Here is a 26,299-nt window from a genome sequence, read left to right as displayed (position 1 = left end):
GCAATATATGGGGTGCATTTCGGCAAGAAGGAATAGTGCCCGGCCCCCTTGACCTTCACGAACTTTGCCCGCCCGCGCAACAGCTTGCGAAAGTGCGCGGCGTTAACATGGTCATGCAGGATTTCGTCTGTGTCGGCTTCGACAAACAGCATCGGGATATCAATATCGCCAAGTCCCGCGTCCGTTGCCGCCACGCCAAAGGCTGGCGCAATCGCAATGATGGCTGCAATCCGGTCATCACGCTCGGACACCACCGGCCCACCATAAACAGTGTGCAGCCGGTCAAGGTGATCATCGCTTGGCGCGTGCTGGCAAATCACGTGATCGGTATCAGCGTTGATTTCGCAGTAATCCTGCCACGCCCGGGCATCAAAATCCCACCCGGCCAGTTTCAGGACCGTCGCCCCACCCGCGGAATGGCCAAGGGCATAGATTTTGCCCTGGTCAATCTGCGGCCCGATTTCGTCATGCGCCAATAACAGATCAAGTGCCAGACGCATTTCCTGCGGGCGACGTTCGATAATCGCCAACTGCCGGGCTTCGGACGCATCAAGGTAGTTGTCCCCAACATGCTGGGGAGCCGCAACGATATAGCCCCGCCGCGCCAGATATTCCGCCAACCAGAACTGATTGAACCGATGCCCTTCCGACCCATGCGAAAACAGCACGATGGGAAACGGGCCGTCATCGGCAAAGGCGGCCCCGCGCGCGGCACTGGATGCCACGCCCATATGGCGCACCGAACTTTCAGGTGCGGTCGCCGGATACCAGATCGCTAACGGAAACGGGTCCTTGTCAAACAGCCGGTCGCGAAAACCGGCTGTATATGGGGGATAGTCGGTCATGGTGATGATCTACGACCACAAGCAGAAAGACAAAAAAGACAAAACTCAAACCCTAGAAAAACTACCTACCTCTTTTATCAATTCGTCAGCATCTATTTCTTTACTAAGGTATTTTGGAACCATAATTTCCGACAAAAAATTGAATAGAGCATCAATATCTTCAATATTTCTACGCAATATTACATGACCTCTACTTGGTCCACCCCCTGTATCTTTTATAAATAAATGGATTTTGTATTTATCACCAACTCGATATTGAGTAATTTCAACGTTTCTTCTATCACCTTCAAAATTTACACTAGTAATTTTCTCTGAAGTAGCGAGCTTCGCAACCTTGCGTCTTGACGGCCAACGTACCTTCCAGCTTCTACCGGTCTGGTCAATCGCAAATATACCGGAAATAGAAGTCACGGGCATGCCTTGCACTCTTGCGAGCCCAACTTGCACCTTTTTACCTTCTTCGAGCACCAGAGGCTTAAAGAGTTTGTCCCGGTGAACCCATCGACCATCTCGACGTAACCATCGAACAAACATCCGATCAAAAAACTTAGAGGGCCTTATGTGGTACTCAATGTAATCGATTGAGACAGGACGACGACCGGTTGATCTCAAGTAAATTAAATGACTTGGCTCTCCGCCATCCATTCCACCGAATCTAAACTCGACATCGTTTTTCAATCTGGGCTTATCCGCGAGGTATTGCCTCAAACGAAGACCAAAACCTAAAACACCTGCAAGTGTTCCAATCGTCCCCGTGACGGCCCCCCACACAGCTAGAATTTCGACTGAAACCAAGTTGAACGCCCTCTTGAAGAAATCCGGCTTGGAACTACTACTCGAGCAAATTATCTGCCGCGTTCAACAACAAAACGTGCCACAGCACGCAGCGGTTCGGCCTCGCCGTCAAAGCAGTTCAGGTGATTAATCGCCTGATCGCACAGCATTCTTGCCTGCTCGCGGGCCTGATCAAGACCAAGCAATTTGACGAAGGTCGATTTTTCCTGATCGACATCCTTGCCCGCCGTCTTGCCGAGTTCTTCCGAACTTGCCTCTACATCCAGAATGTCATCCTTGATCTGGAAGGCCAGCCCCATGTCATGGGCATAGGATCGCAAGGCCAAACGAATGCTTTTCGGTGCCTTGCCAAGGATCGCCCCGGCTTCGCAGGCAAAGGCAAACATTCGCCCGGTCTTGAGCAAATGCAGGTGTGTCACCTGCGCCTGATCAAAACTCTGCCCTTCCCCGGCCAGATCGATCATCTGACCGCCGACCATGCCATATGGCCCCGCCGCACGGGCAAGAGCACGGACAAGATCGGTACAAACGCGCGGATCGGGATGGGTATCTTCATCGGCCAGCACTTCAAATGCCTGGGTCAGCAACGCATCACCGGCCAAAATCGCCGTCGCCTCGTCAAACTGCTTGTGGCAGCTGGGTTTGCCGCGACGCAGATCATCGTCATCCATCGCCGGCAGGTCATCATGGATCAGTGAATAGCTGTGTACCATTTCAACAGCGGCGGCAACGCGCAGGGCGGATCGGCGCGATACTTTGAACAACCCGGCAGAGCTCAGCACCAGAAACGGGCGTAAGCGTTTGCCATCGCCCAGCGTCGAATAGCGCATCGCCTGATACAGGCGCTGCTCGATCTGGCCATTGGCACGGGGCAGGATCCCGTCAAGCGTCTCGCCCAGATCAGCAGACGCCGCACTCAGTTCGGCAATCATGTCGTAACTCACGACGGTCTCCGATTATTCAATTTCGGTCGGTGTTGCCGACGGGCGGCCATCCGCATTCAGGGTGATTTTTTCGATGCGCTCTTCAGCCGCGCGCAGTTTGTCCGCGCAATGGCGTTTCAGCGCCGCACCGCGTTCATAGGACGCAATGGCGTCATCAAGCCCGACCTGACCCTGTTCAAGCTGACGCACAAGGGTCTCAAGCTGCCCAAGCGCCTCTTCGAAACTCAGTTTCGCGATATCTTCAGGAATAGCGGGAGATGCAGTAGCCTCGGACATGTAAGCTCCATTTCTTAGGTCGGCGCGGAGTTTACGCGCAAGTCACGATCAGGGCAACCGAACAGAACGCAATTTCGTCTGACTGAAACGCTTTTGTCGGGCAACAGCCCGGTGATCTTGAAGTGATCTTGAAGTGATCTTGGGGTGATGTTTGGCTGCCCTTAATGGGCCCCCATCAATGTCCGCACATGTTGAACGGCACTGGTCGCAAGTGATGGCAAATCATAGCCCCCTTCAAGCAAGGACACCACACGCCCACCACATTGTTCCTCGGCAAGATCCATCAACTGCTTGGTCATCCAGACAAAATCATCCGCCACATAGCAAAGCCCCGCCAGCGGATCATTCTTGTGCCCGTCAAAGCCCGCTGAAATGATCAGAAGTTCCGGATTGAACGCGGCAATACCGGGCAGGACTGTCGAATTGAACGCTTCCTGTACTTCGACCGTACCCGATCCGGCAACCATACCGACATTCAGGATATTGTTCGCACATCCGCGTTCACTTTCGGCCCCGGTGCCGGGATAAAGCGGCCATTGATGGGTCGAGCAATAAAACAGGTCCGCATCATTATAAAATAGGTCCTGCGTGCCGTTGCCGTGATGGACATCGAAATCCATCACCGCCACCCGCTTGATGCCGAATTTACTGCGCGCATGGTGGGCGGCAATGGCCGCATTGTTAAACAGGCAAAATCCCATTGCCCGGTCATATTCGGCGTGATGTCCGGGCGGTCTGGTGGCAACAAAGGCATTCCTTTCATGCCCACCCATTACCGCATCAACCGCAACACACGCCCCACCGACCGATCGCAATGCCGCCTTGCCCGACCCTGGCGAGACATAGGTGTCGCCATCAAGCGGCTCGACGCCGTGATCAGGGATGGATGCCATCACCTTGTCAACATAGGCAGGGTCATGAACGGCCTTGATCAAATCAAGGTCGCCCAGCGGCGCTTCTTCACGATGCAGGAACATGAATTCCTCGGCCTCGAAAACGCGCTGGATCACGCGCAGACGGTCGGCTGATTCCGGGTGCCCCGGGCCGGTATCGTGTTCAATGCAGTCGTGATGGGTCACGAACAAGGTCGCCATTTTTCTGGGTCGCCTTCCTGAAAGGTCAAACATGATGTCGCTCCGGGCCAAGACCCGGATCACGGGATTGCGTTCATCGCTTCCCGCTTTTTTTGATCGTCATGCGATATGCCTATCGCAAAACGAAATGCTTATCTTTGTTCTAAATCAGCATATCAAAGAACGATAACGCAAGCTCTTTGACCTTCAACATAAGCATCACCCTTTACGCCCCTGCCACCACCATTACTTTCATATTTTCGCCGCTTTCTCGGGTTTGTATATGCTTACATCGAATGTGCCCCGAAACGAGCAAACCGGGGCGCAATCGTCTAAAAACTGACCTTTTGGGTGGTGTGTTGCACAGGTTTCATTACCCTCCAAAAGGATCAGTCTCGAAACCACCAGAGAAAATCTGGCGGATGGGAGAAAGTTCGACAGGTTGTTTTCCGGCAAAATACCTTTGGATTCAGGCAACACAGGCGTAAACAGTCTCTTGACAGATTTGTAATATACTTGAGAATAAGTTTACCGATGGATTCCTGTAATTTATTGGTAGAAGAAGTCACGATCCGATAGGTACTTCTGCGGAAGTGACATCGCGCCAGTCGGATTACAGCCACGCAAGATGGCTCCGTCAGGTGAATTGTCGAACTTTCATTGGGACAATGGCCGCTCGCGGTCAGGCTTATAAGGAAGCCAGATGGAACTTAACAATCTAGAAGAAAAGGCCGAACAGGCGAGCGTCCTGTTAAAGGCCATGAGCAATCAGAGCAGACTGCTTATCCTTTGCCAACTTAATGAAGGCGAAAAGTCGGTTGGCGAACTCGAACGTATCGTTGGACTAAGCCAGTCCGCCCTCTCGCAGCACCTCGCACGCCTGCGTCGTGACAAGCTCGTTCAGACTCGTCGCGAAGCACAGACCATCTACTATTCACTGAATGGTGACGATGCTCTGCGCGTGATCGAGACCCTTTACGGACTTTATTGCAACTCTGCAAACAAGTCCGCCGCTGCATAACAGACCAGGGCATTCCCCAGTAAAAAAGCCTGCCTTTTTTAGGGCAGGCTTTTTAATTTTCGGGACGTGCAACCGGTATTATTGCGAGCCACAATCTGGCATTGGCAACCGGGTGACCTTATCAAGGGTTCCGAACACTTCGAACTCGCCGTAATCAAATCGCATCGCGTGGGCAACGCCGTTTTCGGCAAAATCAACGGCCATCTCGGTCGTCGGGCCATTTTCCGCCGCCCCGATCGGATAGAATGCAAGGCTCATACGGTGAAATGGGCTCTGTGCAATGGCATCGGGGTCATCGGCCGCATTTGCGGCATCCTTGCGATCTGAAATCACCACCGCTACCCGATTGGTCGGGGTATCACCACTGCCATCAAACACCAGATCATTGGCAAACTTTTCGCCGTCCTGCGCACGTTTCAGCAACACCAGCGAATGTTGGGTCGGAAACATCGCATCTGCCGGAAGCTCTTCTTCGACCTCGACCGGGATTTCATAGGTGACCTTGACCATATCATCCTGGCGGACAGCCTTGCCGACAATCTCGTCAACCTTGGTACCGTCAAGATAATCGCTCATGCGGAACCGGTACTCGCTGCCCACGAAATCTTCCCACTGGGTAATCGAATAGGCCGAATTGACAGGTGTGCCTTCAGCACCCTGCAAGATCATGATCTGCTGCATCTCGGTGACCCAGCCATCACAGACCTTCTCGAACCGGTAACCCAGCACACCGGATGCATCAACAATCGAGCTACCCGGCTCCGCGTGGCTCATTTTGAAGTGATATTCCGCGATATGGGGGACAACGGCATCCTGAATGCCCGAAACACTTCCTGCCTGCGCGGCACAGCCGCCAAGACCCAAACAAAAGATCAGCGCTCCTCTAAAGGAACGCTGACGTTGCTTCATCTCTGAAAAAAATCCAGACAACATCACTCTCCGGTGGCCATCACGCCGACAATCCAGGGATCTTTAACCCCCTTTTTGGCAGCAAGAAGGCGTAAATCACGTGCGTGCTCTGCCGACAGCGGCCCGACCGCAACCCGAAGATAGGGCTTGCCCTGCACTTCGGCATTCAGCAGGCGCGGCTGGTATTCCGCATAGATGCCAAGTGCCTTCGTGGCACGGGCTTCATCAGCAAAGCTTGCCAATACCACATAATCACCCGGCAGCGGCACGGCAAGATCATCGCCTGCAAGGGCTTCACCATCAAGCGGAGCCTCAACAGGCTGTGCCACCGCTTCGACACTGTCTTTCATGGTGACAGGATCCGTCAATGCGGCCGTCACAGTTTCCTTTGGTGCCGCGACTTCAGGCAGGCGTTTGTCATCGACATAACCCGCAACCGCTGCATCGGCCTCAACCTGCGGATCAATCGGTCCCAGATCGCCCAGTGCCACCGGAACGTCTTCCGCTTCGATCTGATCACGTGCAGAAGCAACCTCGACCGGCGCAGAAGGTACCTTGGCGTCTGCAACCACATCATCCGTGTTCTTTTTCGGGGCCAGCGGCGGCAGGTTGGTCGTGACAATGACGTTCGATTTCGCGGCTGTGGTGCTCGGGCGTGACCAATCCTCTGCCGGTGCATTCACGGCATAGATTTCCGGGCGGGCCGCACGAATTTCCTGTTTGATCTCGGGCTCGCCCATCACGGCAAGGGCGGCGGCCTCTTCGGCCAGAACGGTTTCCTCGTCCTTGCAGATATCCTGTTCAAGCAATGGGCGATGCAGGGCGCAATCCTGTTCGGCAACAAACGATACCGCATGGTCGGTCGTGCTTTTGCCCGTCGACACATAGCTGATCAAATCACCGGCCAGCTTGGCAACGGTCAGTTCAATCGGACCACCACACGCGCTAAGCGCCAAAGGCGCTGCCACCACAAGAATCTTTCTCAACAGCCCATCCCCCGAAGGATCAAATGTTCTTTTCCTCCGTTAAACTGCCCTATAGGCCGTTAATATTAGGTAACGATTGGCGATTGAATGAGCCCAAAAGAAAACGGCCCGGAACATATCCGGGCCGTTTGATCCATCGCTGTTTCGGACAATTCCGAAAACAGATCAGTCTTTTTTCGCCTTTGGCGGCATCTGAACACGCAGATGCAGTTCTTTAAGCTGCTTGTCTTCGACTTCTGCCGGGGCATTCATCATAAGATCCTGCGCCTGCTGGTTCAGCGGGAAGGCAATGACTTCGCGAATGTTCGGCTCGTCGGCCAGCAGCATGACGATACGGTCAACGCCCGGGGCCGAACCACCGTGCGGCGGGGCGCCGTATTTGAACGCATTAAGCATGCCGCCAAACTGTTCTTCGACCACGTCCTTGCCATAACCGGCAATTTCGAACGCCTTGTACATGATGTCCGGACGATGGTTACGAATGGCACCCGACGACAGTTCGATACCGTTACACACGATGTCATACTGCCACGCCTTGATATCAAGCGGGTTCTGGTTTTCCAGCGCCTCAAGTTCGCCCTGCGGCATCGAGAACGGGTTGTGGCTGAATTCGATCTTGCCGTCGTCATCTTCCTCATACATCGGGAAGTCAACGATCCAGCAGAACTTGAACATGCCTTCTTCGCGCAGTTCAAGCTCGTCACAGACCTTGTCACGGACCTTACCGGCGAACTTGGCAGCTGCCAGTTCCTTGTCACAGGCAAAGAACACCGCATCGCCATTGGCAACGCCGGTGATTTCCTTGATCTGTGCGATACGGTCAGCATCAAGGTTCTTGGCAATCGGGCCTTTTGCTTCGCCGTCTTCGCCGTAAACGATGTAACCAAGACCAGCCGCACCTTCATCACGCGCCCAGTTGTTCAGCTTGTCAAAGAAGCTGCGCGGGCGGGATGCTGCACCCGTTGCCGGGATCGCACGAACCACCGAACCTTTTTCGATGTTCGATGCAAAGATGCCAAAGCTCGATCCGCGGAACGGCTCGGTGACATCGGAAATGATCAGCGGGTTACGCAGGTCCGGCTTGTCGGATCCGTATTTCGCCATCGATTCATCGAACGGAATGCGCGGGAACGGATACGGGGTCACATCACGACCACCGCCGAACTCGACAAAGATGTCATGCAAAACCGGCTCGATCGCCGCAAACACGTCTTCCTGGGTGGCAAAGGCCATCTCGAAGTCGAGCTGATAGAACTCACCCGGCGAACGGTCGGCACGGGCATCTTCATCGCGGAAGCACGGTGCGATCTGGAAATATTTGTCAAAGCCCGAAACCATCAGCAGCTGCTTGAACTGCTGCGGTGCCTGCGGCAGGGCATAGAACTGGCCCGGATGCATACGCGACGGTACCAGGAAGTCACGCGCACCTTCCGGCGAACTTGCCGTCAGGATCGGCGTCTGGATTTCCAGGAAGCCCTGTGCGGTCATTTTCTGACGCATGGCCGAAATGACCTTGGAACGCAGAACGATGTTCGAATGCACGCTTTCACGGCGCAGATCAAGGTAACGGTGACGCAGGCGAACTTCCTCGCCATATTCGACATCGCCAAAGACCGGCATCGGCAGAACTTCGGCCGAAGACTGCACTTCGATGTTCGATGCGTAAACTTCGATCTCGCCAGTCGGCAAGTTGGGGTTGATGGTCTCGGCCGTACGTTTGACAACCTTGCCATCGACCGTGATCACGCTTTCGGCGCGCGCTTTGTCCAGCGTTTCGAACAGCGGGCTCGAAATGTCGATAACGACCTGGGTGATGCCGTAATGGTCGCGCAGGTCTACGAACAGAAGGTTGCCGTGGTCACGTTTACGGTGAATCCAGCCAGACAGGCGAACTTCCGCGTCGGCGTCAGTCGCGCGCAGCGCATTACAGTTATGAGAGCGAAAAGGATGCATTGTCATTCCAGGTTGCTTTATTTCTTGGGCCGCAAATTTGGCCGCAAAGGTGCATGCCAGACCCGCGCTGTCAAACAAAAAACGCACCACAACGTGCCCGCCACAGATCAATCAGCGTACGATCCGCAGCGCTTGCGTGTGATGTTTCCCTGCCCTTCAAGCACGGAGTCCCAAATTTCAGCGGTATAAAACGCGGACACGCGCCCTTCGTCAAGTGCCCGTAACGCAGATCAGCAAATCATTTGGCAATTGGTTCCGGGCCGATCTTGACCGCCTGAAGGTCCTTGACCTTGATGAAATCGATCAGGCGTCCGGTTCCGGGCGCGATTTCACCCCAATGATCGACATCGAATTCGAAATGCGCCAAGGCGCAGGTCGGGTATTTGCGCGCCATGATTTCCCTCGCGTCCGCGTTCCCGTCGCCATAAAGCGACTGGGCAAACACCTCGATCCCGGGATTGTGGCCAACAAACATCACCTGCTTTGCGTCTTCATGGGTGTGATGCAGGTTCTCAAGCAACACCCGCTCGCTGGCCATATATAGGTCTTCGTTATAGATGACATCGGCATCTGTCGCGAAATCACGCCCAAGCAGACCAAGGGTCTGAACCGCACGCGCCGCGGTCGAACACCAGATCAGATCAGGCACCAGTTCGTGCTGACGCAAATAGCGCCCCATGAACGGGGCGGCCTTTTCACCGCGACGGTTAAGCTCGCGGTCATGGTCCGAACGCCCCGGGTCCGCCCAGCTTGATTTTGCATGCCGAAGCAATAACAGCGTTTTCATGTCTTCGTCTGTTTGGCAGTCGCGAATAATGATCAAACGGTGTACCTGCATGCCACATTGAAGGCCGGGAAGCTATTAGAAAAACTGACACATAAATTTAAGAAAATTGCACCCACCCAAGCAGTTATCCTATACTCCATTTGCAACCGGGAACTGTCGCATAAGTTCAAGGACGTTCCCTCAATCCGCAGGAGGCATAGCGTGACACACGCCGCTGCAGTTCAGTCAAGCGCGATCACCATTGATTCGGAAAGCCGCTTCATTAACCGCGAATTATCGTGGCTGGCATTCAACAATCGCGTTCTTGAAGAAGCCCAGAACAAGGGGCACCCGCTGCTTGAACGCCTGCGCTTTCTGTCGATTTCCGCCAGCAACCTTGATGAATTCTATATGGTGCGTGTCGCAGGCCTCGTCGGGCAAATGCGCGCTGGCATGACCAAGGTCAGTCAGGATGGCATGAGCCCGTCCGAACAGCTGCGCGCCATTACCTTTGATGCCAACCAATTGATGCAGGATCAACAACGCGTCTGGCGTCAACTGAGCAGCGAAATGGAAAAACAGGGCATCTCGGTCATTGACCAGGGCGACCTGACCCAGACGGACCGCAAATGGCTTGATGGCTATTTCATGCGCGAAATTTTCCCGACGCTGACCCCGCTTGCCATTGATCCGTCGCACCCCTTCCCGTTCATTCCCAACCTTGGCTTTGCCATCGTCATGCAGCTGTTTGATCCGGCTGACGGGCACAATATGCGCGGGCTAATCCCGGTGCCGCAAAAGATCGGTCGCTTCCTGCGCCTGCCGGGCCGCAATGAACGCTATCTTCCGGTCGAACAGGCCATCCTGCTGTATCTTGGCAAGATGTTCCCGGGCTTTGACATGATCGAGCACGGCTTCTTCCGCGTCATTCGTGACTCGGACGTTGAAATCGAGGAAGAAGCCGAAGATCTGGTGCGCGTTTTCAAAACCGCTCTGAAACGCCGCCGTCGTGGCAGCATCATCCGCCTTAAAGTCAATGCGGGCATGCCCGAGGACCTTCTGGATTTCGTCATTGATGAACTTGATGTCGCGCTTGAGGAAGTCGTCAAGGTTGATGGCCTGCTCGGTGTGGTGGACGTCAAGCAACTGATTGATTCCGATCTGCATCATGATCTTCTGTTTGCGCCCTATGCCGCGCGCTATCCCGAACGGGTGCGTGACTTTGGGGGCGATTGCTTTGCCGCGATCAGCAAAAAGGATCTGGTGGTTCATCATCCGTTCGAAGATTTCGATGTGGTGGTGCAGTTCCTGTTGCAGGCCGCACGTGACCCGGATGTCGTCACCATCAAACAGACACTCTATCGCACGTCCGAAAACAGTCCGATCGTCAAGGCCCTGATCGCTGCGGCCGAGGCCGGTAAATCCGTTACCGCCATGGTCGAGCTCAAGGCCCGCTTTGACGAAGAAGCCAACCTGCGCTGGGCGGCCGATCTTGAACGTGCGGGCTGTCAGGTGGTCTATGGCTTCCTTGACTGGAAAACACACGCCAAGATCTCGCTCGTGGTCCGCCGTGAGACCCATGGTCTTCGGACCTACACCCACTTCGGGACGGGCAACTATCATCCGATCACAGCGAAGTTCTATACCGATATTTCGTTCTTCTCGTGCGATCCCGCACTGGGGCGTGATGCGGCCAATATCTTTAACTTCATGACCGGCTATGCCACGCCGCGCTCGCTTGAAAAAATCGCGATTGCACCGCATACCCTGCGCCCGACCCTGCTGACCCACATTGATCAGGAAATCGAAAACTGCAAGGCGGGCAAACCGTCCGGAATCTGGGCCAAGATGAACAGCCTGGTCGACCCGGTGGTGATCGACGCGCTTTATCGTGCAAGCCAGTCGGGCGTGCATATCGAACTGGTGGTGCGCGGCATTTGTTGCCTGCGTCCGGGTGTGCCGGGACTTTCGGAAAACATTCGCGTCAAATCAATTGTCGGGCGGTTCCTTGAACATTCGCGCATTGTTGTCTTTGCCAACGGCGCCAAGCTTCCGTCACGCAAGGCCAAGGCGTTCATTTCGTCTGCCGACTGGATGCCGCGCAACCTGAACCGCCGCGTTGAGACGCTGGTACCGGTTGAAAACCCGACCTGTCAGCAACAGATTGTTGAACAGATCATGATTGCCAACCTCAAGGATACCGCACAGGCATGGCATCTCCAGCCCGACGGTTCCTATGAACGGTGTGAGGCAGATGAAAAAGCATTCTCGTCGCACAAATACTTTATGACCAACCCGTCGCTTTCGGGCCGGGGAAGTGCGCTGGATCAAGCTGACCCGAATGTTCCTGTGCTAGAACTTGATGACTAAAGACGACCAAAGACGACCAACAGGTGCCAACATCTTATGCTGACTGACCAACGGGCTTCCAACCGCATCGCAATCATAGATGTTGGCTCCAACTCTGTGCGGCTTGTCATTTTTGATGGCATGACCCGCGCCCCCGTGCCGATCTTCAACGAAAAGGTCATGTGTGGCCTTGGTCGTGATCCCGAAAACACCGGCAAGCTCAACCCAGAGGGGGTCGAACTTGCCGTGGTTGCCATGCACCGCTTTGCCACCCTGCTTCGGGCCATGAAGGTCACCCATGTCGACGTGCTGGCCACCGCCGCTGTGCGGGCTGCCTCCGATGGCAAGGAGTTCTGTGACCGTGTGGCCGCGGAAACCGGTCTTGCGGTCAAGGTGATCGATGGTCTTGAAGAAGCACGCCTTTCGGCCCTTGGCATCATTTCCGGTGATCCGATGGCGTCCGGCATCATGGGCGATATCGGCGGCGGGTCGCTTGAACTGGTTTTGCTTGATAAGGGCGAGATCAAAAAACGCATAAGCCTGCCGCTCGGTGCGATGCGTCTGCACACGGTATTCGGTTCTGATCGCGCCCGTCTGACGGCTGAAATCAATCAGTATCTGGATACGGTCGATTGGCTTTCCGACGCCAAGGGCCAGCAACTTTATGCCGTAGGCGGTTCTTGGCGCTCAATCGCCAAACTGTTCATCGCCCAGGAAAACTACCCGATTTCAGTGGTCCATAACCTTGCCATGCCCCAATCGGAAATGGCCGAACTGACCCACATCATTTCCCAGCAAAGCCGGGTGTCGCTTGAGAAGATCGGGGGTGTCTCCAAACGCCGCATCGACAGCCTGCCGCACGCATCACTGGTGATGAACATGCTGATGAAACGCATGCAGCCAAACGAGGTTGTCTTTTCCGGACACGGGCTTCGCGAAGGCTGGATGTATGAAGTCCTGCCCGAAGATCTGCGTCAACGCGATCCTGTACTTGAAGCCTGCTTCAGCTTTGCCGAAGACGGCGAACGTTTTCACCAGCATGGCGAAGAAGTCGCCAAATGGTGCGCGCCGATCTTCTCGGAATTACCGGACAATATCGAACGTCTGCGCTTGGCGGCCTGTATCATTGGTGACATCGGATGGAACGAACACCCCGATTATCGCGCCATTCAAAGCTACAACCGTATTCTCCGCCATCCCTATATTGATCTGAACCATCATGACCGGGTGTTTCTGGCCTACACGATCGGTTCGCGCTATACCGGCAATTTCAAGGGTGACGACGCAAGTGACCGCATCCTTAGCGAAGATGACCGCCTGACCGGACGCCTGTTTGGCCATGTCATTCGCCTTGGCCATACGCTGTCTGGCGGGGTCGAGGGCATCTTGCCGCAAACCCGGCTGCAGCTTGAAGGCGACAAACTGGTGCTGCAATTTGAAAAACAGGCCGCAGCCCTTTACGGCGAAGTCGTCGAACAGCGTCTGTCGAAACTGGCCAAGCTGATGAACCGCGAAAGCGAAGTACGCCTGATGTAACCCGGTTGCTTTCTGGCGCACATCCGATATTGTCTTGTGGTGCTTCACAAGCATCCCGTCCGCGGAAAGGGCTGCGCCCGGTAACATACCCATGAAACAAACGGTTTCCTTGCCTGTCTGGCGGACACAGGCGTTATGAACAGGGGAATCGTATGTCCGCATCACGCTCATCGAAATCCGGCAAATCCACGTCCAGACCTGACCAGCCGATCTTTGACGGTCGCTTGAACCTTGAACAGCAGCGCAAACGCGCCAAGGAACTTCTGCGCGACCTGCGATCTGGTGACGCCCACGCACGCACGCGCGCAAACGATGCAGGCCATCCGGTCCATATTTCCGATTTGGGCACGATCCAGCTTGCCGATAGCCAGCTTGTCATTGCACGCGAAAACGGTTTTCCAAGCTGGCCCGCAATGAAACGGCATATCGACCAGATTGCGGAACGCCATCGACAAATCGCATCCGGGACGGTTCCGGTCCGTGATACGAAAAGCACGCTTCATCTCCGATGTGGTTCTGATATCCGAAACGGGCTTGAGATCGCAGGATTTGTCGGCGACTTTCTGGAATTTGCCGATCCCTTCTGTCAGGGACCGGTGCCCGACTTGCCGCTTGATCAATTTGTCGAAACCCGCGCCGATTTCATCGCTCAAAGCTATCAGATCGCCCACAAAGATGCCCTCGCCCGCATAAAACGGGAATATGGCGCACTGACGACACTTGGCACATATGACCATGTGGTCTTGTGGTTCGAACATGACAGCTACGATCAGCTTATTTTGGCATTTCTGATGGATTTCATTGCCACTACCCGACCAAACACAAAGGTCGACCTGATTTCTGTTGGCCAAGTCCCCGGCATTGATCGCTTCATCGGTCTTGGTCAGTTGTCACCGGAATTGCTGATCTGGTGCTGGCAAAACCACCGCATGCCGCTTCGCGCCGACATACTGACATTCGGCACCAAAGTCTGGAAGGCGCTTCGTGCAGACGACCCGCGACATCTTAAAACACTTGCGGAAAAAACCACCGCGCCCCTGCCCCACATGCCAGCAGCCCTCAAACGCCACCTCGCGGAATTGCCCGACCCGCAAACCGGCCTTGGCCTGACCCAAAAACTCACCCTGCAAATCATCAAGGACCACGGCCCTGTCACCGTCGGCAAGGTCTTTGGCCACCTGATGCGACGCTACGACCCCCTGCCCTGTCTCGGTGACCTGATGTTCTGGTCAGAAATCCAGTGGATGATGGACTGCAAGGACGCGCTCTTCACCCTGTCCGCTTCGGACCCGAAAACCAACTGGGCCGAACACACAATTACGCTCACCACCACCGGCCACGAAACCTTGGCCGGCAGACGTAATTTCCTTGATAACTTTACTGGCGTTCGTTGGGTTGGTGGTGTTCGGATAAATCCTTCGCCCGCGTAATAAACCAATGAAACTCGAAAGAGCTTGTTTTAAACTGCGTAACGGGCAGATTATTTTCCCTTAAGCGGCAATCTCTGATTGGACATTGCGCCCGGATTGAATATGTTCGGCCCCACGGGGACATGGACATTCTGCAGGGAACCTAAATGACGGCAAGAACGACAGTAATCACGATCACCCATAATGGGGGGCTCGTTATTGGCGGGCTATTGAAATCGCTTCCTGCCGACTTGCCGCTAATTGTCGTCGATAATGCGTCCCAAGACGACACGCTTGATATCGTGGCCAAGCTCCGCCCGGATGCAAAAGTCATCCGCAACAGCAAAGGGCTAGGCTATGGTGCTGCTGCCAGTCAGGGACTCGGCGCGGTTGAAACTGAGTTTGCCCTGCTCGCCAATCCGGACTCCCTGATGACCGCGGATGCGGTCAACGCGCTAGTCCATGCTGCTGACCTTTATCCAGAAGCTGCGATGTTTGGCCCCATCCATAAAGATGGTAACGGACATATCGAACCCAGCCATAACGTCGAAATCTGGAAACGCAACATCTTCGGCAAACTTGCTTACAACATTGTTCCGGAAGGTCCCATCTGCGTTGAGTTCCTATCTGGCGCCGTAAACCTTGTAAGGATGGAAGTCATGAGGAAAGTCGGCTTCTATGATCCGGAGATTTACCTGTACTACGAAGACGATGACATGTGTGTTCGCGTTCGTCGTGCCGGACATCCCCTTATTCTGGTAGCTTCTTCGGTGGTAACGCACCTGAATGGAGGCTCGGTCCGCCCAAACAAGGCGTATTATTGGGAAAAATTCTGGAACATTGCTTGGTCCAGAATATATTTTGAATCCAAGTACAAGGGGCGCCTGGCAGGAATGTGCCTCGGCACAAAACACGCTTTGCGCTTCGCAGGAAAGGCGTTGCTGTACGGCGTGACCTTCAACCGCAAGAAGGGCTGGCGCGATCTGGCAAGATCGGTGGGCTCCTTGGCGGCGGTCCTTGGCGTAAGGGCATCAAAACTACCACGCACGGCAAAAAACTAGGTCGGCAGGCCACGAAAACTGAATGAGTGGATATCGATTCAAATGAAGGCAGTAATTCTTGCAGGCGGATATGGCAGCCGATTGAGTGAAGAAACCTCGGTCAAGCCAAAGCCGATGGTCGAAATCGGCGGAAAGCCCATCCTCTGGCACCTGATGAAGATTTACGCGGCACACGGCGTCAATGAATTCGTGATCTGCCTTGGTTACAAGGGCTATGTGATCAAGGAATATTTCGCCAACTACTTCCTGCATCACGCCGACGTCACCATTGATATGGCGACCAATCAGCTCGAATATCACAATGCCAATGCAGAACCCTGGAAAATAACGCTGGTCGATACCGGCCTGAACAGCATGACCGGCGGCCGTATCAAGCGCGTGGCCGACTATCTTGATGATAATGCGCCCTTCTGCCTGACTTACGGCGATGGGCTTGGCAATATTGACATCACCGCCAGCATTGAATTCCACAAAAAACAGGGCCGCAAGGCAACCATGACAGTGGTCTCACCTCCGGGCCGGTTTGGCGCGACTGTACTTGACGGGGATCGTGTCTCGGCCTTTCAGGAGAAGCCGCTGGGCGATGGTGCACGCATCAATGCCGGCTTCTTTGTCTGTGAAAAATCCGTACTCAACGAAATCGCTGAAGACAAAACCGTCTGGGAAGCTGAACCGCTGCGCAACCTGTCTGATCAGGGTGAACTTTCTGCATGGCGTCACGATGGTTTCTGGCAGCCGATGGACACACTGCGCGAGAAACATATGCTGGAGACCCTGTGGACCGAAGGTAACGCCCCCTGGAAGGTCTGGTAACTGCCATGCGCACCAGCGAAAACCTGCGATCATTCTGGTCGGGAAAGCGCGTTCTTCTGACCGGTCATACCGGTTTCAAGGGCAGTTGGGCAGCATGCTGGCTAATGCAGATGGGCGCAGAAGTTCATGGCCTTGCGTTGGCACCAGAAACTGATCCCAGCCTGCATGACCTGCTTGATCTCGACTATGCATCGCAAACCATTGCCGACTTGCGTGACCGGGCCGACGTCGCCGACATGGTAAAAAAGGTCCAACCCGAACTTGTCCTGCATATGGCGGCCCAACCGCTTGTTCGCCGTGGATATCGCGAACCGGTCGAGACCATGGCAACCAACATTATCGGCACTGCTAATCTTCTGGATGCGTTGCGTGATAGTCCGGGTCTCAAAGGTGTTCTGGTCGTGACCAGCGACAAGGCCTATGACAATGACAGTTACGATCAGGCACATGGTGAAATCGTATTTACCGAAGGCGATGCACTGGGCGGCCGCGATCCCTATAGTGCGTCCAAAGGCTGTCAGGAAATTGTCACGCGCAGTTTCGGTCAAAGCTATTTCCGCGCGGCAAACATTCCGGTGGTAACAGCACGTGCTGGCAATGTTGTTGGCGGCGGCGACTGGTCAGAAGACCGACTGATGACCGATATCATCCGCGCTGTTTCCAACGGTGATCCAGTCGAACTGCGCAGCCCAGGCACCACACGCCCATGGCAACATGTGATTGAGCCGGTTTCGGGATATCTGATGTATCTTCAGGCTGCGGTTGAAGGCAAAACCACAGTACCGGCTCTTAATTTCGGCCCCCATGAATCACACACGGTGGGGCATGTTACCAGTCTCATGCTGGATGCATGGGGATCAACGGCCGGTATTACGCAACAGGACAACTCCGGTGGCAGCAAGGAGGCGCTCACATTGGCGCTGAATTCAAGCCTTGCCACCAAAACCCTCGCGTGGGAACCACGCCTCGAACTACCGACATGTGTGGAATGGATAGTCGCATGGCACAAGGCACATCTTGATGGCCGCAAAATGCGCGACGTGACCGAGGCCCAGATTGCCTCGTTTGAGATGATGATGGATACAAAATGACAACGCCAACCTGCCGCGCCTGCGGAACCGATCTGAAACACACGCTTGTTGATCTTGGGCTTAGCCCGCTTGCCAACTCCTATGTGTCGCTTGATCAGGCAGACCAGACGGACCCGCGCTATCCTCTGCATGCGCGTGTTTGCAGCAACTGCTTCCTTGTTCAGGTTGATGATGTTGTCCCGCCATCTGACATCTTCAGTCATTATGCCTATTTCTCAAGCTACTCCTCAAGCTGGGTTGAGCATGCCCGAAACTACTGCGAAACCGCAACCGAGCGACTTGGTCTTGGAAAGGACTCCTTTGTGGTCGAAGTGGCTTCCAACGATGGCTATCTGCTTCAGCATTTTGTCGGCAAGTCGATCCCGGTCCTCGGTGTTGAACCAGCAGCCAACGTTGCTAAAGAGGCCGAGAAAAAAGGGGTTAAAAGCCTTGTTGCCTTCTTTGGCAAGGAAACGGCCGAAAAGATCGTCGCCGAACATGGCCACGCAAACCTGACTGCGGCCAACAACGTTCTGGCCCATGTGCCAGACATCAACGATTTCGTTTCGGGCTTTGCCGCAGTTCTGGCTGATGACGGGGTCTCAACCTTTGAATTCCCGCATCTTCTGAACCTTCTGGAAAAGACCCAGTTCGACACGATCTATCACGAACATTTCTCCTACCTCTCGCTTTACGCTGTCGAGAAATGCTTTGAAAGCAATGGCCTGAAGGTCTTTGACGTTGAGGAAATCCCAACCCATGGCGGCAGCCTGCGTGTCTGGGCCCAGAAAACCACAGGTACGCGTCCCGAGACGGACCGCCTTTCTGCCCTGCGCGCCAAAGAGGCTGAGGCGGGCATTGCGACCCTGGCCTGCTACGAAGGTTTTGATGCGAAATGCCGCAAGATCCGTGACGATCTGCTGGCATTCCTCAAATCCGCCAAGACAGAGGGCAAAACCGTTGCCGGCTATGGTGCAGCCGCCAAGGGCAACACGCTGTTGAACTACTGCGACATTGGTACCGACCTGATTGATTTTGTGGTTGATGCCAACCCGCACAAGCAAAACACGCTTCTGCCCGGAAGTCACATCCCGGTCCACGCACCCGATCACCTCAAGGTAGCGAAACCGGACTATGTCCTGATCCTGCCATGGAACCTGTCGGCCGAAATCATGAAAAGCATGTCGCATGTCAGCGACTGGGGCGGAAAGTTCATGGTTGCCATCCCCAGGGTCGAAGTGATCGGATGAGATTTATTGCGACAGATATCAATGGCGTCGACCTGATCGAGCTTGAAAAGCACAGCGATGATCGCGGCTTTTTCGCACGCTCCTTCTGCAAAGAAGAACTGGCTGCAAATGGCCATGACTTCGAGGTCGTTCAGGCAAATCTGTCCTTTAATCACCATGCGGGCACACTGCGCGGCATGCATTATCAGGCAGCCCCGGTCGGCGACCCCAAAATCGTTCGCTGCATTTCCGGCGCGATCTATGATGTGGTCATTGATTTGCGACCAGATTCAGCAAGCTACTGCAAATGGGTGGGCGCTAAATTGTCAGCGACCAACCGCAATTCCCTGATCATCCCGGCCGGCTGTGCACATGGCTTCCTGACGCTTGAACCCGATACCGAGGTTCTCTATCTGATGGGCGCGCCCTTCTTGCCCGATCTCGCATCGGGCGTGCGCTGGAACGATCCGGCTTTCGGTATTTCATGGCCCGAAAAGCCGGCGATCATCAATGATCGTGATGCCAACTACCCTGATTACGAGCCACCAAAATGAAGGTCCTCGTTACTGGTGCCAACGGCCTGATCGGCCCCTATGCCTGCCAAAAGCTGTTTCACACCGGCCATGATGTCATTACCTGCGGGCGATCTGTACCAGAAGATGGCGCTCTGCCCGGCCGTCACATCTCCGGTGATTTGCTTGACGCGGACTTTCGCAAGCAACTGATTGAAAGTGAACGTCCAGACGGCTTAATTCATTTGGCCTGGCAGACCAAACACGGTCATTTCTGGAATGCTCCCGACAACCCCGATTGGCGCGACGCCAGTATCGATCTTCTGGATCGTTTCCATGACCAGGGCGGCAAGCGTGCCGTGCTTGCCGGAAGCTGTGCCGAATATGACTGGCAGGGTATAGCGCCGGGTCAGAAACTGACCGAAGACGCAGCATGTAAACCCCACACGCTTTATGGTCAGGAAAAACTGAAACTCGCCCAGCATTGCCTTGAACTGAACGCCCAAGGCGCATCCATTGCCTGGGGACGCCTGTTCCTGCTGTGCGGCCCGCAAGAGGCCCCGGCGCGCTTCGTCCCAGCGATCACGCGTGCGCTTCTGGAAGGTGAAACTGCCAAAATGAGTTCCGGCAAACAAATCCGCGATTTCATGCATGTCGCAGATGCCGGTGCCGCCTTTGCCAAGCTGATCGATCATCCCTTCACGGGCCTAATCAATATCGCCACCGGCGAAGGTCACAGCCTGCTGGAAGTCGCTGAGACACTGAAAACCCTCATAGGGCGCGGGACAATCGCTGCGGGAAGCATGCAAGATCGCCCCGATGACCCGCCCTATCTGGTTGCGGATACATCAGTACTCACGCAAACGGTTGGTTACAGTTGTGAATTTGACCTAACATCCGCATTACAGGATTGTATTGATTGGTGGCAGCGAAATGAAACTTAAGGACCGACTGCGGAAATTACTGGGCATCAAACCCAAATCGGCAAAACTTCCCGCCCATGTCACCATTGGCAAGCATTCCTATGGCCTGAACAAAAACATGGTCGCGGGTGTCTCTGCCGATGCCGCCCTTTCCGTTGGCTCCTATTGCTCCATCGGGCCGGACGTGCTGTTCCTTTGCAAGGTCGACCACCCCTTAAGCCATCCCAGTACATATCCGTTTAAAACGCGCCTTTGGCACCCGGACCAGCCCAATAGTGATGCTATTACCAAGGGACCAATCACACTTGGTCATGATGTCTGGATCGGGGCGCGAGCCATTATTCTCTCTGGTGTTTCTATCGGTACCGGTGCGGTTGTCGCAGCTGGCGCTATTGTGACCAAAGATGTCCCGCCCTATGCCATTGTCGGCGGCAACCCGGCCCGCATCATCAAAAAACGCTTTGATGATCACCAAATCGAACAACTTCTTGCAACCCGCTGGTGGGAATGCAGCGACGCGGAACTGCGCCAGATGGCTGATCTGCTCTATGGCGATGTAGATGCATTTATCGAAGCCCAGCGGAACCGCTCATAACACTCTGCTCACAACCCTACCCCAACCCCCGTGATACCCGAAAAATCTCGCCTCTAAGCCATTTATGGGCGGCATTTGCGGCGTTGCGGACGTGCCAGTATTGGGCAAAGCCGTATTCCGGGAAATCAAACGGCAGATCGAACTGCCCGAACCCCTCCATCATCGAACCAGCCAGACGCGACGGCAGGGTTGCGATGATGTCTGTACCGCGGATCAGGTTGGCGACACTGGCAAAGGTTGGCACCTGAAGGGCGGTACGCCGTGATCGGCCAAGTCCGCGCAGGATGTCATCAATTGCCGAACTGTCATTGGCCCCGATCATCACGCGGGCATGACTGGCGGCACAATACCGGTCCAGCGTATCGGGCAAAACATCATGAAACGCCGGATCATAAAAGCAGCGCATCTGTTCACGAAAAAGGCCCTGGCGGGCGATATCGCCATGCTTGCCCGAGGAATCGATACTGATCGCATGATCAATCGTGCCATCGCGCAGACATCTGACCATCCTGTCGAGACCGGATACCGGCAAAATCTTGAGCCGGATATCCGCCGCGCAATTCTGGACCCGCTTCATCAGGGCGGGCAAAATCACCGCCACCTCGTAATCATTGGCGCCAATCACGAAATGCGCATTCTGTTCCGGGTTATCAGGATCAAAGGCCACCACGCGGGTCAGGCTCCGCATCCCTTGCAGCAATACGCGCACTTGTGGCGCGATTTCATCGGCATGGGCGGTTGGCGCAACTGATCTGCCTGACCGGACAAACAGCGGGTCGCCAATAATCTGGCGCAACCGCTCCAGCCCGTGACTGACGGTTGGCTGCCCGACATCAAGGCGGTGCGCAGCCGCCGTCACCGACCCTTCGTCATAGATGGTCAGAAACAGCCTTAGCAGGCGATAATCAAGATCCAATTCATCGATATTCATGCATACTGATTATCATATCCATCGAATTGATCATATGCATTAATAGGCGCAGATTTCTCCCATACACAGGCAACGCCTGACACCCGATAGGAGAAAACGAACATGACCGTATTGATCACCGGTGCGACCGGCCAACTTGGAAGCCTTGTTGTCAAACATCTGCTCGATCGCATCCCGGCAAGTGACATAGCCGTCAGTGTCCGCAAGCCGGAAAAGGCCGCCGACCTGAGCGCCAAGGGCATTGATGTCCGCGCAGGCGATTTCAATGACCTGGCGCTCATGACCAAGGCTTTTGCCGGTATTGACACCGCCCTTATCATCTCGGCCGAAGACGACAACGCAACCCGCATCAAACAGCACCGCACCGCGGTCGACGCCGCCAAGGCCGCAGGCGTCAAACACATCGTCTATACCGGCATCGTCGACCCAAAAGCCGATGCGGATTTCACCTATTCGGCCATTCACCTCGATACTGAAAACTACATTCGCGAAAGCGGCCTTGCCTTCACCATTCTGCGCAACAGTTTTTATGCAGACCTGTTGCTAGCCGGTGTCCCGCACGCGCTTGAAACCGGCGATTTCGGTGCCCCGGCGGGTGATGCCAAAATCACCTATATCCCGCGCAATGACCTGGCGGAAGCCGCCGCCGTGGTGCTGGCCAAGCCAGCCAATCACGTCAACAAAACCTATGACCTCACCGGCACCAGGGGCGTCACCCATACCGAAATTGCGGGCTACATTGCCAATGCCACCGGCAAGCCGGTCAAGTTCGTAGACCTGCCAGCAGAGGTCCATACCGGCATCCTTGGCAGCCTAGGCCTACCGGGCCACCTGGTCGAAGCCCTTGCAGGTCTCTATGTCGGGGCGAAGAAAGGCGACTACGAAACCGTAAGTGACGATTTCGAAACGCTGGTCGGTCGCAAGCCGCAATCAGTCGAGAATTTTATTCAGACCGCATTGGCAAACTGATCCCCGCAACGAAACAAAAAAACGGGCCCCGAAAGGGGCCCGACAAGTTTTCAGGGAGGCATCGGAATGTTGGTCAAGACCATGGGGCTTGACCCTGACCTTTACGGCGCAAAGGTCAGCAGGGAGGAGACAAAAAGCACGGCGGTCGACGTAATCGAAAAGGCGATATATTTGACAATCATGTTCAGGGTCCTTTGCGGGGTGACAGGCAAGACAGCACCGGGGACGCACCACCTTGCCTGTCGGGTAGAACTTGTTTCCGCCGAAACTTCCCGTCCGTCGCCGGAACCGGAACATGGCGGGGTTATCGAGACTAAAGTCCCAAGTCTGACAGCCCCGGATGATCATCCGGACGGCGGCCAAGAGGCCAATGGAACAGCCGGTCCTCGGCTGCAATCGGCTTGTCATTGATCGATGCCACACGATGGCGCATCAGCCCGTCTTCATCGAATTCCCAGTTCTCGTTGCCATAGGCCCGGAACCAGTTGCCGCTGTCATCGCGATATTCATAAGCAAAGCGCACAGCAATGCGGTTTTCGTGAAAAGCCCAGAGTTCCTTGATCAGGCGATACTCGATTTCCTTGGCCCATTTACGGGTAAGGAACTCCACGATGTTTTCACGGCCCGCAAACATTTCGGCACGGTTGCGCCAGCGGCTGTCTGGTGTATAGGCCAACGACACCTTGTCAGGATCGCGGCTGTTCCAGCCATCCTCGGCCAAACGAACCTTCTGTTTGGCGGTTTCAACGTTAAAGGGCGGAAGCGGTGGCCGTGACATCAATCTTGTCCTTTGGTCTGTGGTCAAAAAGGGGGACCCCGGTCGGCGCGGAGCAACATGCGGAGGGGGGATTGCCGACCGGGGCTTTACCGGAAGCGTGCCCTGCCCTTAGGCGGCAGAGGCATTCACGACCGGGAAGTCAATCGGGGTATCAAAGGCTTCGTTGAGATAGTTGGTGAGCGTATTGAGCGCGACATGCGCGACAATCTCGACCAGCTCGGCCTCGCTATACCCGGCAAGCTTGACGGCACTGACATCACCTTCGGTGACCTGGCCACGGTTCTTCACCAGGGCCGCGGCAAAGCGCACAGCCGCATCGGCCTTCTGATCGGTGGAACCACCATTGCGGTTCGCCGTGATCTCGGCGTCATCAAGCTTTGCAAGGTTTTTACCCAGATAGGTATGCGCCGACAGGCAGTAGTCACAGCCGTTGATCTGCGCAACCGCAAGGGCGATGCGTTCGCGTGTTTGCGGATCCAGCGCGCCTTTTGACAGCGCACCATTCAAACCAAGATAGCCTTCAAGGGCCGCCGGGCTGTTTGCCGTCAGACGAAACAGGTTCGGAACCGAACCAAGCATCTTGTTCACACCCTCAAGAAGCGGCTGCGAAGCATCAGGGGCGGCATTGATCGAAGCAGGCAGAGAAATACGGGTCATTGGAACTCTCCTTAACAAGCTCGGGTTGATCAGCGTTGAAAACATATATACAGACAGGTCTGTCTATTTGTCAAATATATTTTTGAAATGATCGTTCTAATATCCGAAAGGCTTGCTATTCTGCGGCTTTCCCGCCAAAAGAATACAGACCGGTCTGACTATGGAACTATCGAATCCGACTATTGGAGTGAAGAAAGTTGAAATCAAAACGCGACGTGCTTGTCGATACGGCCCTGCGGCTTTTCTATACACAGGGCTTCAATGCCACCGGAATCGACAAGATTTTGGCCGAGTCCGGCGTCGCCAAAATGACGATGTACAAGCATTTCAAATCCAAGGATGAGCTGATCCTGGCCGCCCTCACCCGGCGCGATGAACAATTCCGTGAGTGGCTGACATCGGAAATGCAAAAGGCATCCGCCAACCCGCGCGAACAGCTTCTGGCGATGTTTGATGCGCTTGAAGAATGGTTTCACGGCCGTGCTTTCAAGGGCATGGGATTCTCTGGCTGCGCATTCATCAACGCCTCAAGCGAATTCGCCAAGCTTGACCACCCCGCCCATCAGGTCGCGGCCCAACACAAGGTCTGTGTCCTCGAACATATCGCGGATCTCTGTGATAAAGCCGGTGCGGCAGAACCCCGGAAACTGGCCGAACAGCTTGCGCTGCTAAAGGAAGGCGCGATTGTCACCGCCCAGGTGCGTGGCATGCCCGAATCGGCGCAGATCGCCAAAACCATGGCAACCACATTGCTTGATGCGGCCCTGCCCGCCTGACGCCTGGCACAAACCTGACGACAAAAACAAAAACGGGGCCATCAGGCCCCGTTTTTTGTTCGGCACAGCAAGCTGACGATCAGCTGTCCAGTTCAACAAACACCACTTCGCCGTCTTTGAGCTTAAGCCCAAGCTGGCCGTGTTTGAGACGCAGCGCATACTGCCCGAAAAGCTCGCGTCGCCAGCCGCGCATGGCCGGAACATCCGCATTGTCATCGGCTGCGATGTTTTGCAAATCATCGCTTGAGGCCACCAGACGCTGGGCAACACCCTTTTCCTCGGCACACAGCTTCAAAAGGACTTTCAGCAACTCGACCGTCGGACCAATCCCGGCTGGCAACTCGATGCGTTGCTTTGGCTTGGGCCATTGGTCCTGCGGGCTATCAAGGGCTGCCTTGATCGCCTCGATAATCGCCTGCCCCGGTTTGGAACTGCCAAAATTGCGTCCGACACCGCGGGTTTTATCAAGATCCTTGTCCGTCATCGGCTGACGGGCCGCGATATCAAGCAAGGTATCATCGCGCAAAATCCGGTTACGCGGCAGGTTCTTGCGCTGCGCTTCGGTTTCGCGCCATTCGCCAAGCGCACGGGCCACGGCAAGGAATTTCGGGCTGTTGGACCGCGTTTTAAGCCGCTTCCACGCATCGGCCGGGTCAATCGAATAGATCGACGGATCGGTCAGGCGTTCCATTTCCTCAAACAGCCATGCCGCACGGCCATTGGCTTCAAGGCGTTCGTGGAACGCCTCATAGATCACGCGCAGATGCGTAACATCTGAAAGTGCGTAACTGATCTGTTTGGAAGACAGCGGCCGGCGCGACCAATCGGTAAAGCGCATCGATTTATCAATGCTTTTGCGCGCCACCTTGTTGACCAGCGTCTCATAGCCGACCTGATCGCCATAGCCCAGCACCATCGCCGCCACCTGGGTATCAAACACCGGATGGGGCACCTTGCCCGACAGACGGACGAAAATTTCGATATCCTGACGGGCGGCGTGAAATACCTTCACGACATCCTCGTCCTGCATCAGCTCGAACAGCGGTGCAAGGTCAATGCCCTCGGCCAGCGGATCAACCGCAGCGCCGTTGTCTGACGACTCCGGACTTGCCAGCTGCACCAG

Annotated in this window: 26 protein-coding genes; 13 read left to right on the top strand and 13 right to left on the bottom strand. The window is 55.1% G+C overall.

Going from position 1 to position 26,299, the window contains the following annotated elements; genetic code table 11:
• The 5 genes from B2R48_RS19620 to B2R48_RS19600 all read right to left on the bottom strand — a co-directional run.
• Positions 1 to 845, bottom strand: an 845-nt coding sequence (locus B2R48_RS19620) for an alpha/beta hydrolase family protein (RefSeq protein ID WP_297003654.1), incomplete at its 3' end; no start/stop codon positions are given.
• Positions 846 to 890: 45 nt separating this feature from the next.
• Entirely contained in the window at positions 891 to 1,640 is a 750-nt protein-coding gene (locus tag B2R48_RS19615; RefSeq protein ID WP_297003652.1) for a hypothetical protein, read from the bottom strand.
• 50 nt (positions 1,641 to 1,690) lie between these two features.
• Positions 1,691 to 2,572 (bottom strand): polyprenyl synthetase family protein, encoded by an 882-nt coding sequence (locus tag B2R48_RS19610; protein ID WP_062957633.1) that lies wholly within the window; start codon positions 2,570 to 2,572, stop codon positions 1,691 to 1,693.
• A 24-nt stretch (positions 2,573 to 2,596) separates the two neighbouring features.
• On the bottom strand, positions 2,597 to 2,860 hold the full coding sequence (locus tag B2R48_RS19605) for an exodeoxyribonuclease VII small subunit (protein WP_044828501.1): 264 nt from the start codon (positions 2,858 to 2,860) through the stop codon (positions 2,597 to 2,599).
• A 161-nt stretch (positions 2,861 to 3,021) separates the two neighbouring features.
• Complete coding sequence (locus tag B2R48_RS19600) at positions 3,022 to 3,954, bottom strand: histone deacetylase family protein (protein ID WP_297003648.1); 933 nt, start codon at positions 3,952 to 3,954, stop codon at positions 3,022 to 3,024.
• A 682-nt stretch (positions 3,955 to 4,636) separates the two neighbouring features.
• On the opposite strand from B2R48_RS19600, the gene B2R48_RS19595 reads away from it, so the two are divergent.
• Positions 4,637 to 4,954 carry an ArsR/SmtB family transcription factor gene (locus B2R48_RS19595; RefSeq protein ID WP_213472476.1) on the top strand — a complete coding sequence of 106 codons (318 nt, stop codon included), beginning with the start codon at positions 4,637 to 4,639 and terminating at the stop codon, positions 4,952 to 4,954.
• Between the two features lie 78 nt (positions 4,955 to 5,032).
• Here the strand turns inward: B2R48_RS19595 and B2R48_RS19590 are convergent, their stop codons facing one another.
• From B2R48_RS19590 to B2R48_RS19575, 4 genes are all read right to left on the bottom strand, one after another.
• The gene (locus B2R48_RS19590; protein WP_297003646.1) at positions 5,033 to 5,863 is read right to left on the bottom strand and encodes an EipB family protein; all 831 of its coding nucleotides are present in this window, start codon (positions 5,861 to 5,863) and stop codon (positions 5,033 to 5,035) included.
• Positions 5,864 to 5,886: 23 nt separating this feature from the next.
• Complete coding sequence (locus B2R48_RS19585) at positions 5,887 to 6,849, bottom strand: SPOR domain-containing protein (RefSeq protein ID WP_297003644.1); 963 nt, start codon at positions 6,847 to 6,849, stop codon at positions 5,887 to 5,889.
• Between the two features lie 165 nt (positions 6,850 to 7,014).
• Positions 7,015 to 8,802, bottom strand: coding sequence for an aspartate--tRNA ligase (aspS, locus tag B2R48_RS19580; RefSeq protein ID WP_062957819.1), 1,788 nt, complete (start codon positions 8,800 to 8,802; stop codon positions 7,015 to 7,017).
• Between the two features lie 238 nt (positions 8,803 to 9,040).
• The gene (locus B2R48_RS19575; protein WP_232310737.1) at positions 9,041 to 9,589 is read right to left on the bottom strand and encodes a SixA phosphatase family protein; all 549 of its coding nucleotides are present in this window, start codon (positions 9,587 to 9,589) and stop codon (positions 9,041 to 9,043) included.
• A gap of 201 nt (positions 9,590 to 9,790) precedes the next feature.
• Here B2R48_RS19575 and B2R48_RS19570 point away from each other — a divergent pair, with 201 nt between their 5' ends.
• The 10 genes from B2R48_RS19570 to B2R48_RS19525 all read left to right on the top strand — a co-directional run bounded on the left by B2R48_RS19570 (position 9,791) and on the right by B2R48_RS19525 (position 21,065).
• On the top strand, positions 9,791 to 11,938 hold the full coding sequence (locus tag B2R48_RS19570; protein ID WP_297003642.1) for an RNA degradosome polyphosphate kinase: 2,148 nt from the start codon (positions 9,791 to 9,793) through the stop codon (positions 11,936 to 11,938).
• Between the two features lie 36 nt (positions 11,939 to 11,974).
• The gene (gene ppx / locus B2R48_RS19565) at positions 11,975 to 13,453 is read left to right on the top strand and encodes an exopolyphosphatase (RefSeq protein WP_297003641.1); all 1,479 of its coding nucleotides are present in this window, start codon (positions 11,975 to 11,977) and stop codon (positions 13,451 to 13,453) included.
• A 152-nt stretch (positions 13,454 to 13,605) separates the two neighbouring features.
• Complete coding sequence (locus B2R48_RS19560) at positions 13,606 to 14,883, top strand: DUF1835 domain-containing protein (protein WP_297003640.1); 1,278 nt, start codon at positions 13,606 to 13,608, stop codon at positions 14,881 to 14,883.
• A gap of 146 nt (positions 14,884 to 15,029) precedes the next feature.
• On the top strand, positions 15,030 to 15,923 hold the full coding sequence (locus B2R48_RS19555) for a glycosyltransferase family 2 protein (RefSeq protein ID WP_297003639.1): 894 nt from the start codon (positions 15,030 to 15,032) through the stop codon (positions 15,921 to 15,923).
• A gap of 42 nt (positions 15,924 to 15,965) precedes the next feature.
• Complete coding sequence (gene rfbF, locus B2R48_RS19550) at positions 15,966 to 16,736, top strand: glucose-1-phosphate cytidylyltransferase (RefSeq protein ID WP_297003638.1); 771 nt, start codon at positions 15,966 to 15,968, stop codon at positions 16,734 to 16,736.
• 5 nt (positions 16,737 to 16,741) lie between these two features.
• Positions 16,742 to 17,827, top strand: coding sequence for a CDP-glucose 4,6-dehydratase (gene rfbG / locus B2R48_RS19545; protein ID WP_297003636.1), 1,086 nt, complete (start codon positions 16,742 to 16,744; stop codon positions 17,825 to 17,827).
• Positions 17,824 to 19,056: a class I SAM-dependent methyltransferase gene (locus tag B2R48_RS19540; RefSeq protein WP_297003634.1), complete on the top strand. Its 1,233-nt coding sequence runs from the start codon at positions 17,824 to 17,826 to the stop codon at positions 19,054 to 19,056. Before rfbG ends, B2R48_RS19540 begins: the two co-directional genes overlap by 4 nt.
• Positions 19,053 to 19,589, top strand: a complete 537-nt coding sequence (rfbC, locus tag B2R48_RS19535) for a dTDP-4-dehydrorhamnose 3,5-epimerase (protein ID WP_297003632.1) — start codon at positions 19,053 to 19,055, stop codon at positions 19,587 to 19,589. The genes B2R48_RS19540 and rfbC overlap by 4 nt, the downstream gene beginning before the upstream one ends.
• Positions 19,586 to 20,491, top strand: a complete 906-nt coding sequence (locus B2R48_RS19530; protein WP_297003631.1) for an NAD-dependent epimerase/dehydratase family protein — start codon at positions 19,586 to 19,588, stop codon at positions 20,489 to 20,491. Before rfbC ends, B2R48_RS19530 begins: the two co-directional genes overlap by 4 nt.
• Complete coding sequence (locus B2R48_RS19525; protein WP_213472460.1) at positions 20,481 to 21,065, top strand: CatB-related O-acetyltransferase; 585 nt, start codon at positions 20,481 to 20,483, stop codon at positions 21,063 to 21,065. The genes B2R48_RS19530 and B2R48_RS19525 overlap by 11 nt, the downstream gene beginning before the upstream one ends.
• Positions 21,066 to 21,081: 16 nt before the next feature.
• On the opposite strand, the gene B2R48_RS19520 is transcribed toward B2R48_RS19525, so the two are convergent.
• Positions 21,082 to 21,996: a LysR family transcriptional regulator gene (locus B2R48_RS19520; protein WP_297003629.1), complete on the bottom strand. Its 915-nt coding sequence runs from the start codon at positions 21,994 to 21,996 to the stop codon at positions 21,082 to 21,084.
• A gap of 102 nt (positions 21,997 to 22,098) precedes the next feature.
• Here B2R48_RS19520 and B2R48_RS19515 point away from each other — a divergent pair, with 102 nt between their 5' ends.
• Entirely contained in the window at positions 22,099 to 22,965 is an 867-nt protein-coding gene (locus tag B2R48_RS19515; protein ID WP_297003627.1) for an SDR family oxidoreductase, read from the top strand.
• Positions 22,966 to 23,278: 313 nt separating this feature from the next.
• On the opposite strand, the gene B2R48_RS19510 is transcribed toward B2R48_RS19515, so the two are convergent.
• Positions 23,279 to 23,743 (bottom strand): DUF1348 family protein, encoded by a 465-nt coding sequence (locus B2R48_RS19510; protein WP_297003625.1) that lies wholly within the window; start codon positions 23,741 to 23,743, stop codon positions 23,279 to 23,281.
• Between the two features lie 108 nt (positions 23,744 to 23,851).
• Entirely contained in the window at positions 23,852 to 24,400 is a 549-nt protein-coding gene (locus B2R48_RS19505) for a carboxymuconolactone decarboxylase family protein (RefSeq protein ID WP_297003624.1), read from the bottom strand.
• 197 nt (positions 24,401 to 24,597) lie between these two features.
• Here B2R48_RS19505 and B2R48_RS19500 point away from each other — a divergent pair, with 197 nt between their 5' ends.
• Complete coding sequence (locus tag B2R48_RS19500; protein WP_297003623.1) at positions 24,598 to 25,176, top strand: TetR/AcrR family transcriptional regulator; 579 nt, start codon at positions 24,598 to 24,600, stop codon at positions 25,174 to 25,176.
• 79 nt (positions 25,177 to 25,255) lie between these two features.
• Here B2R48_RS19500 and rnd read toward each other — a convergent pair.
• On the bottom strand, positions 25,256 to 26,299 hold a 1,044-nt coding region (gene rnd, locus B2R48_RS19495; protein WP_297003622.1), incomplete at its 5' end, for a ribonuclease D.

Origin of the sequence: Thalassospira sp. UBA848 (genome assembly GCF_002295455.1) — a bacterium.
Classification (GTDB): domain Bacteria; phylum Pseudomonadota; class Alphaproteobacteria; order Rhodospirillales; family Thalassospiraceae; genus Thalassospira.
Note: the sequence above shows the minus strand (reverse complement) of the source record. Positions and strands in the feature narration are given on the sequence as shown.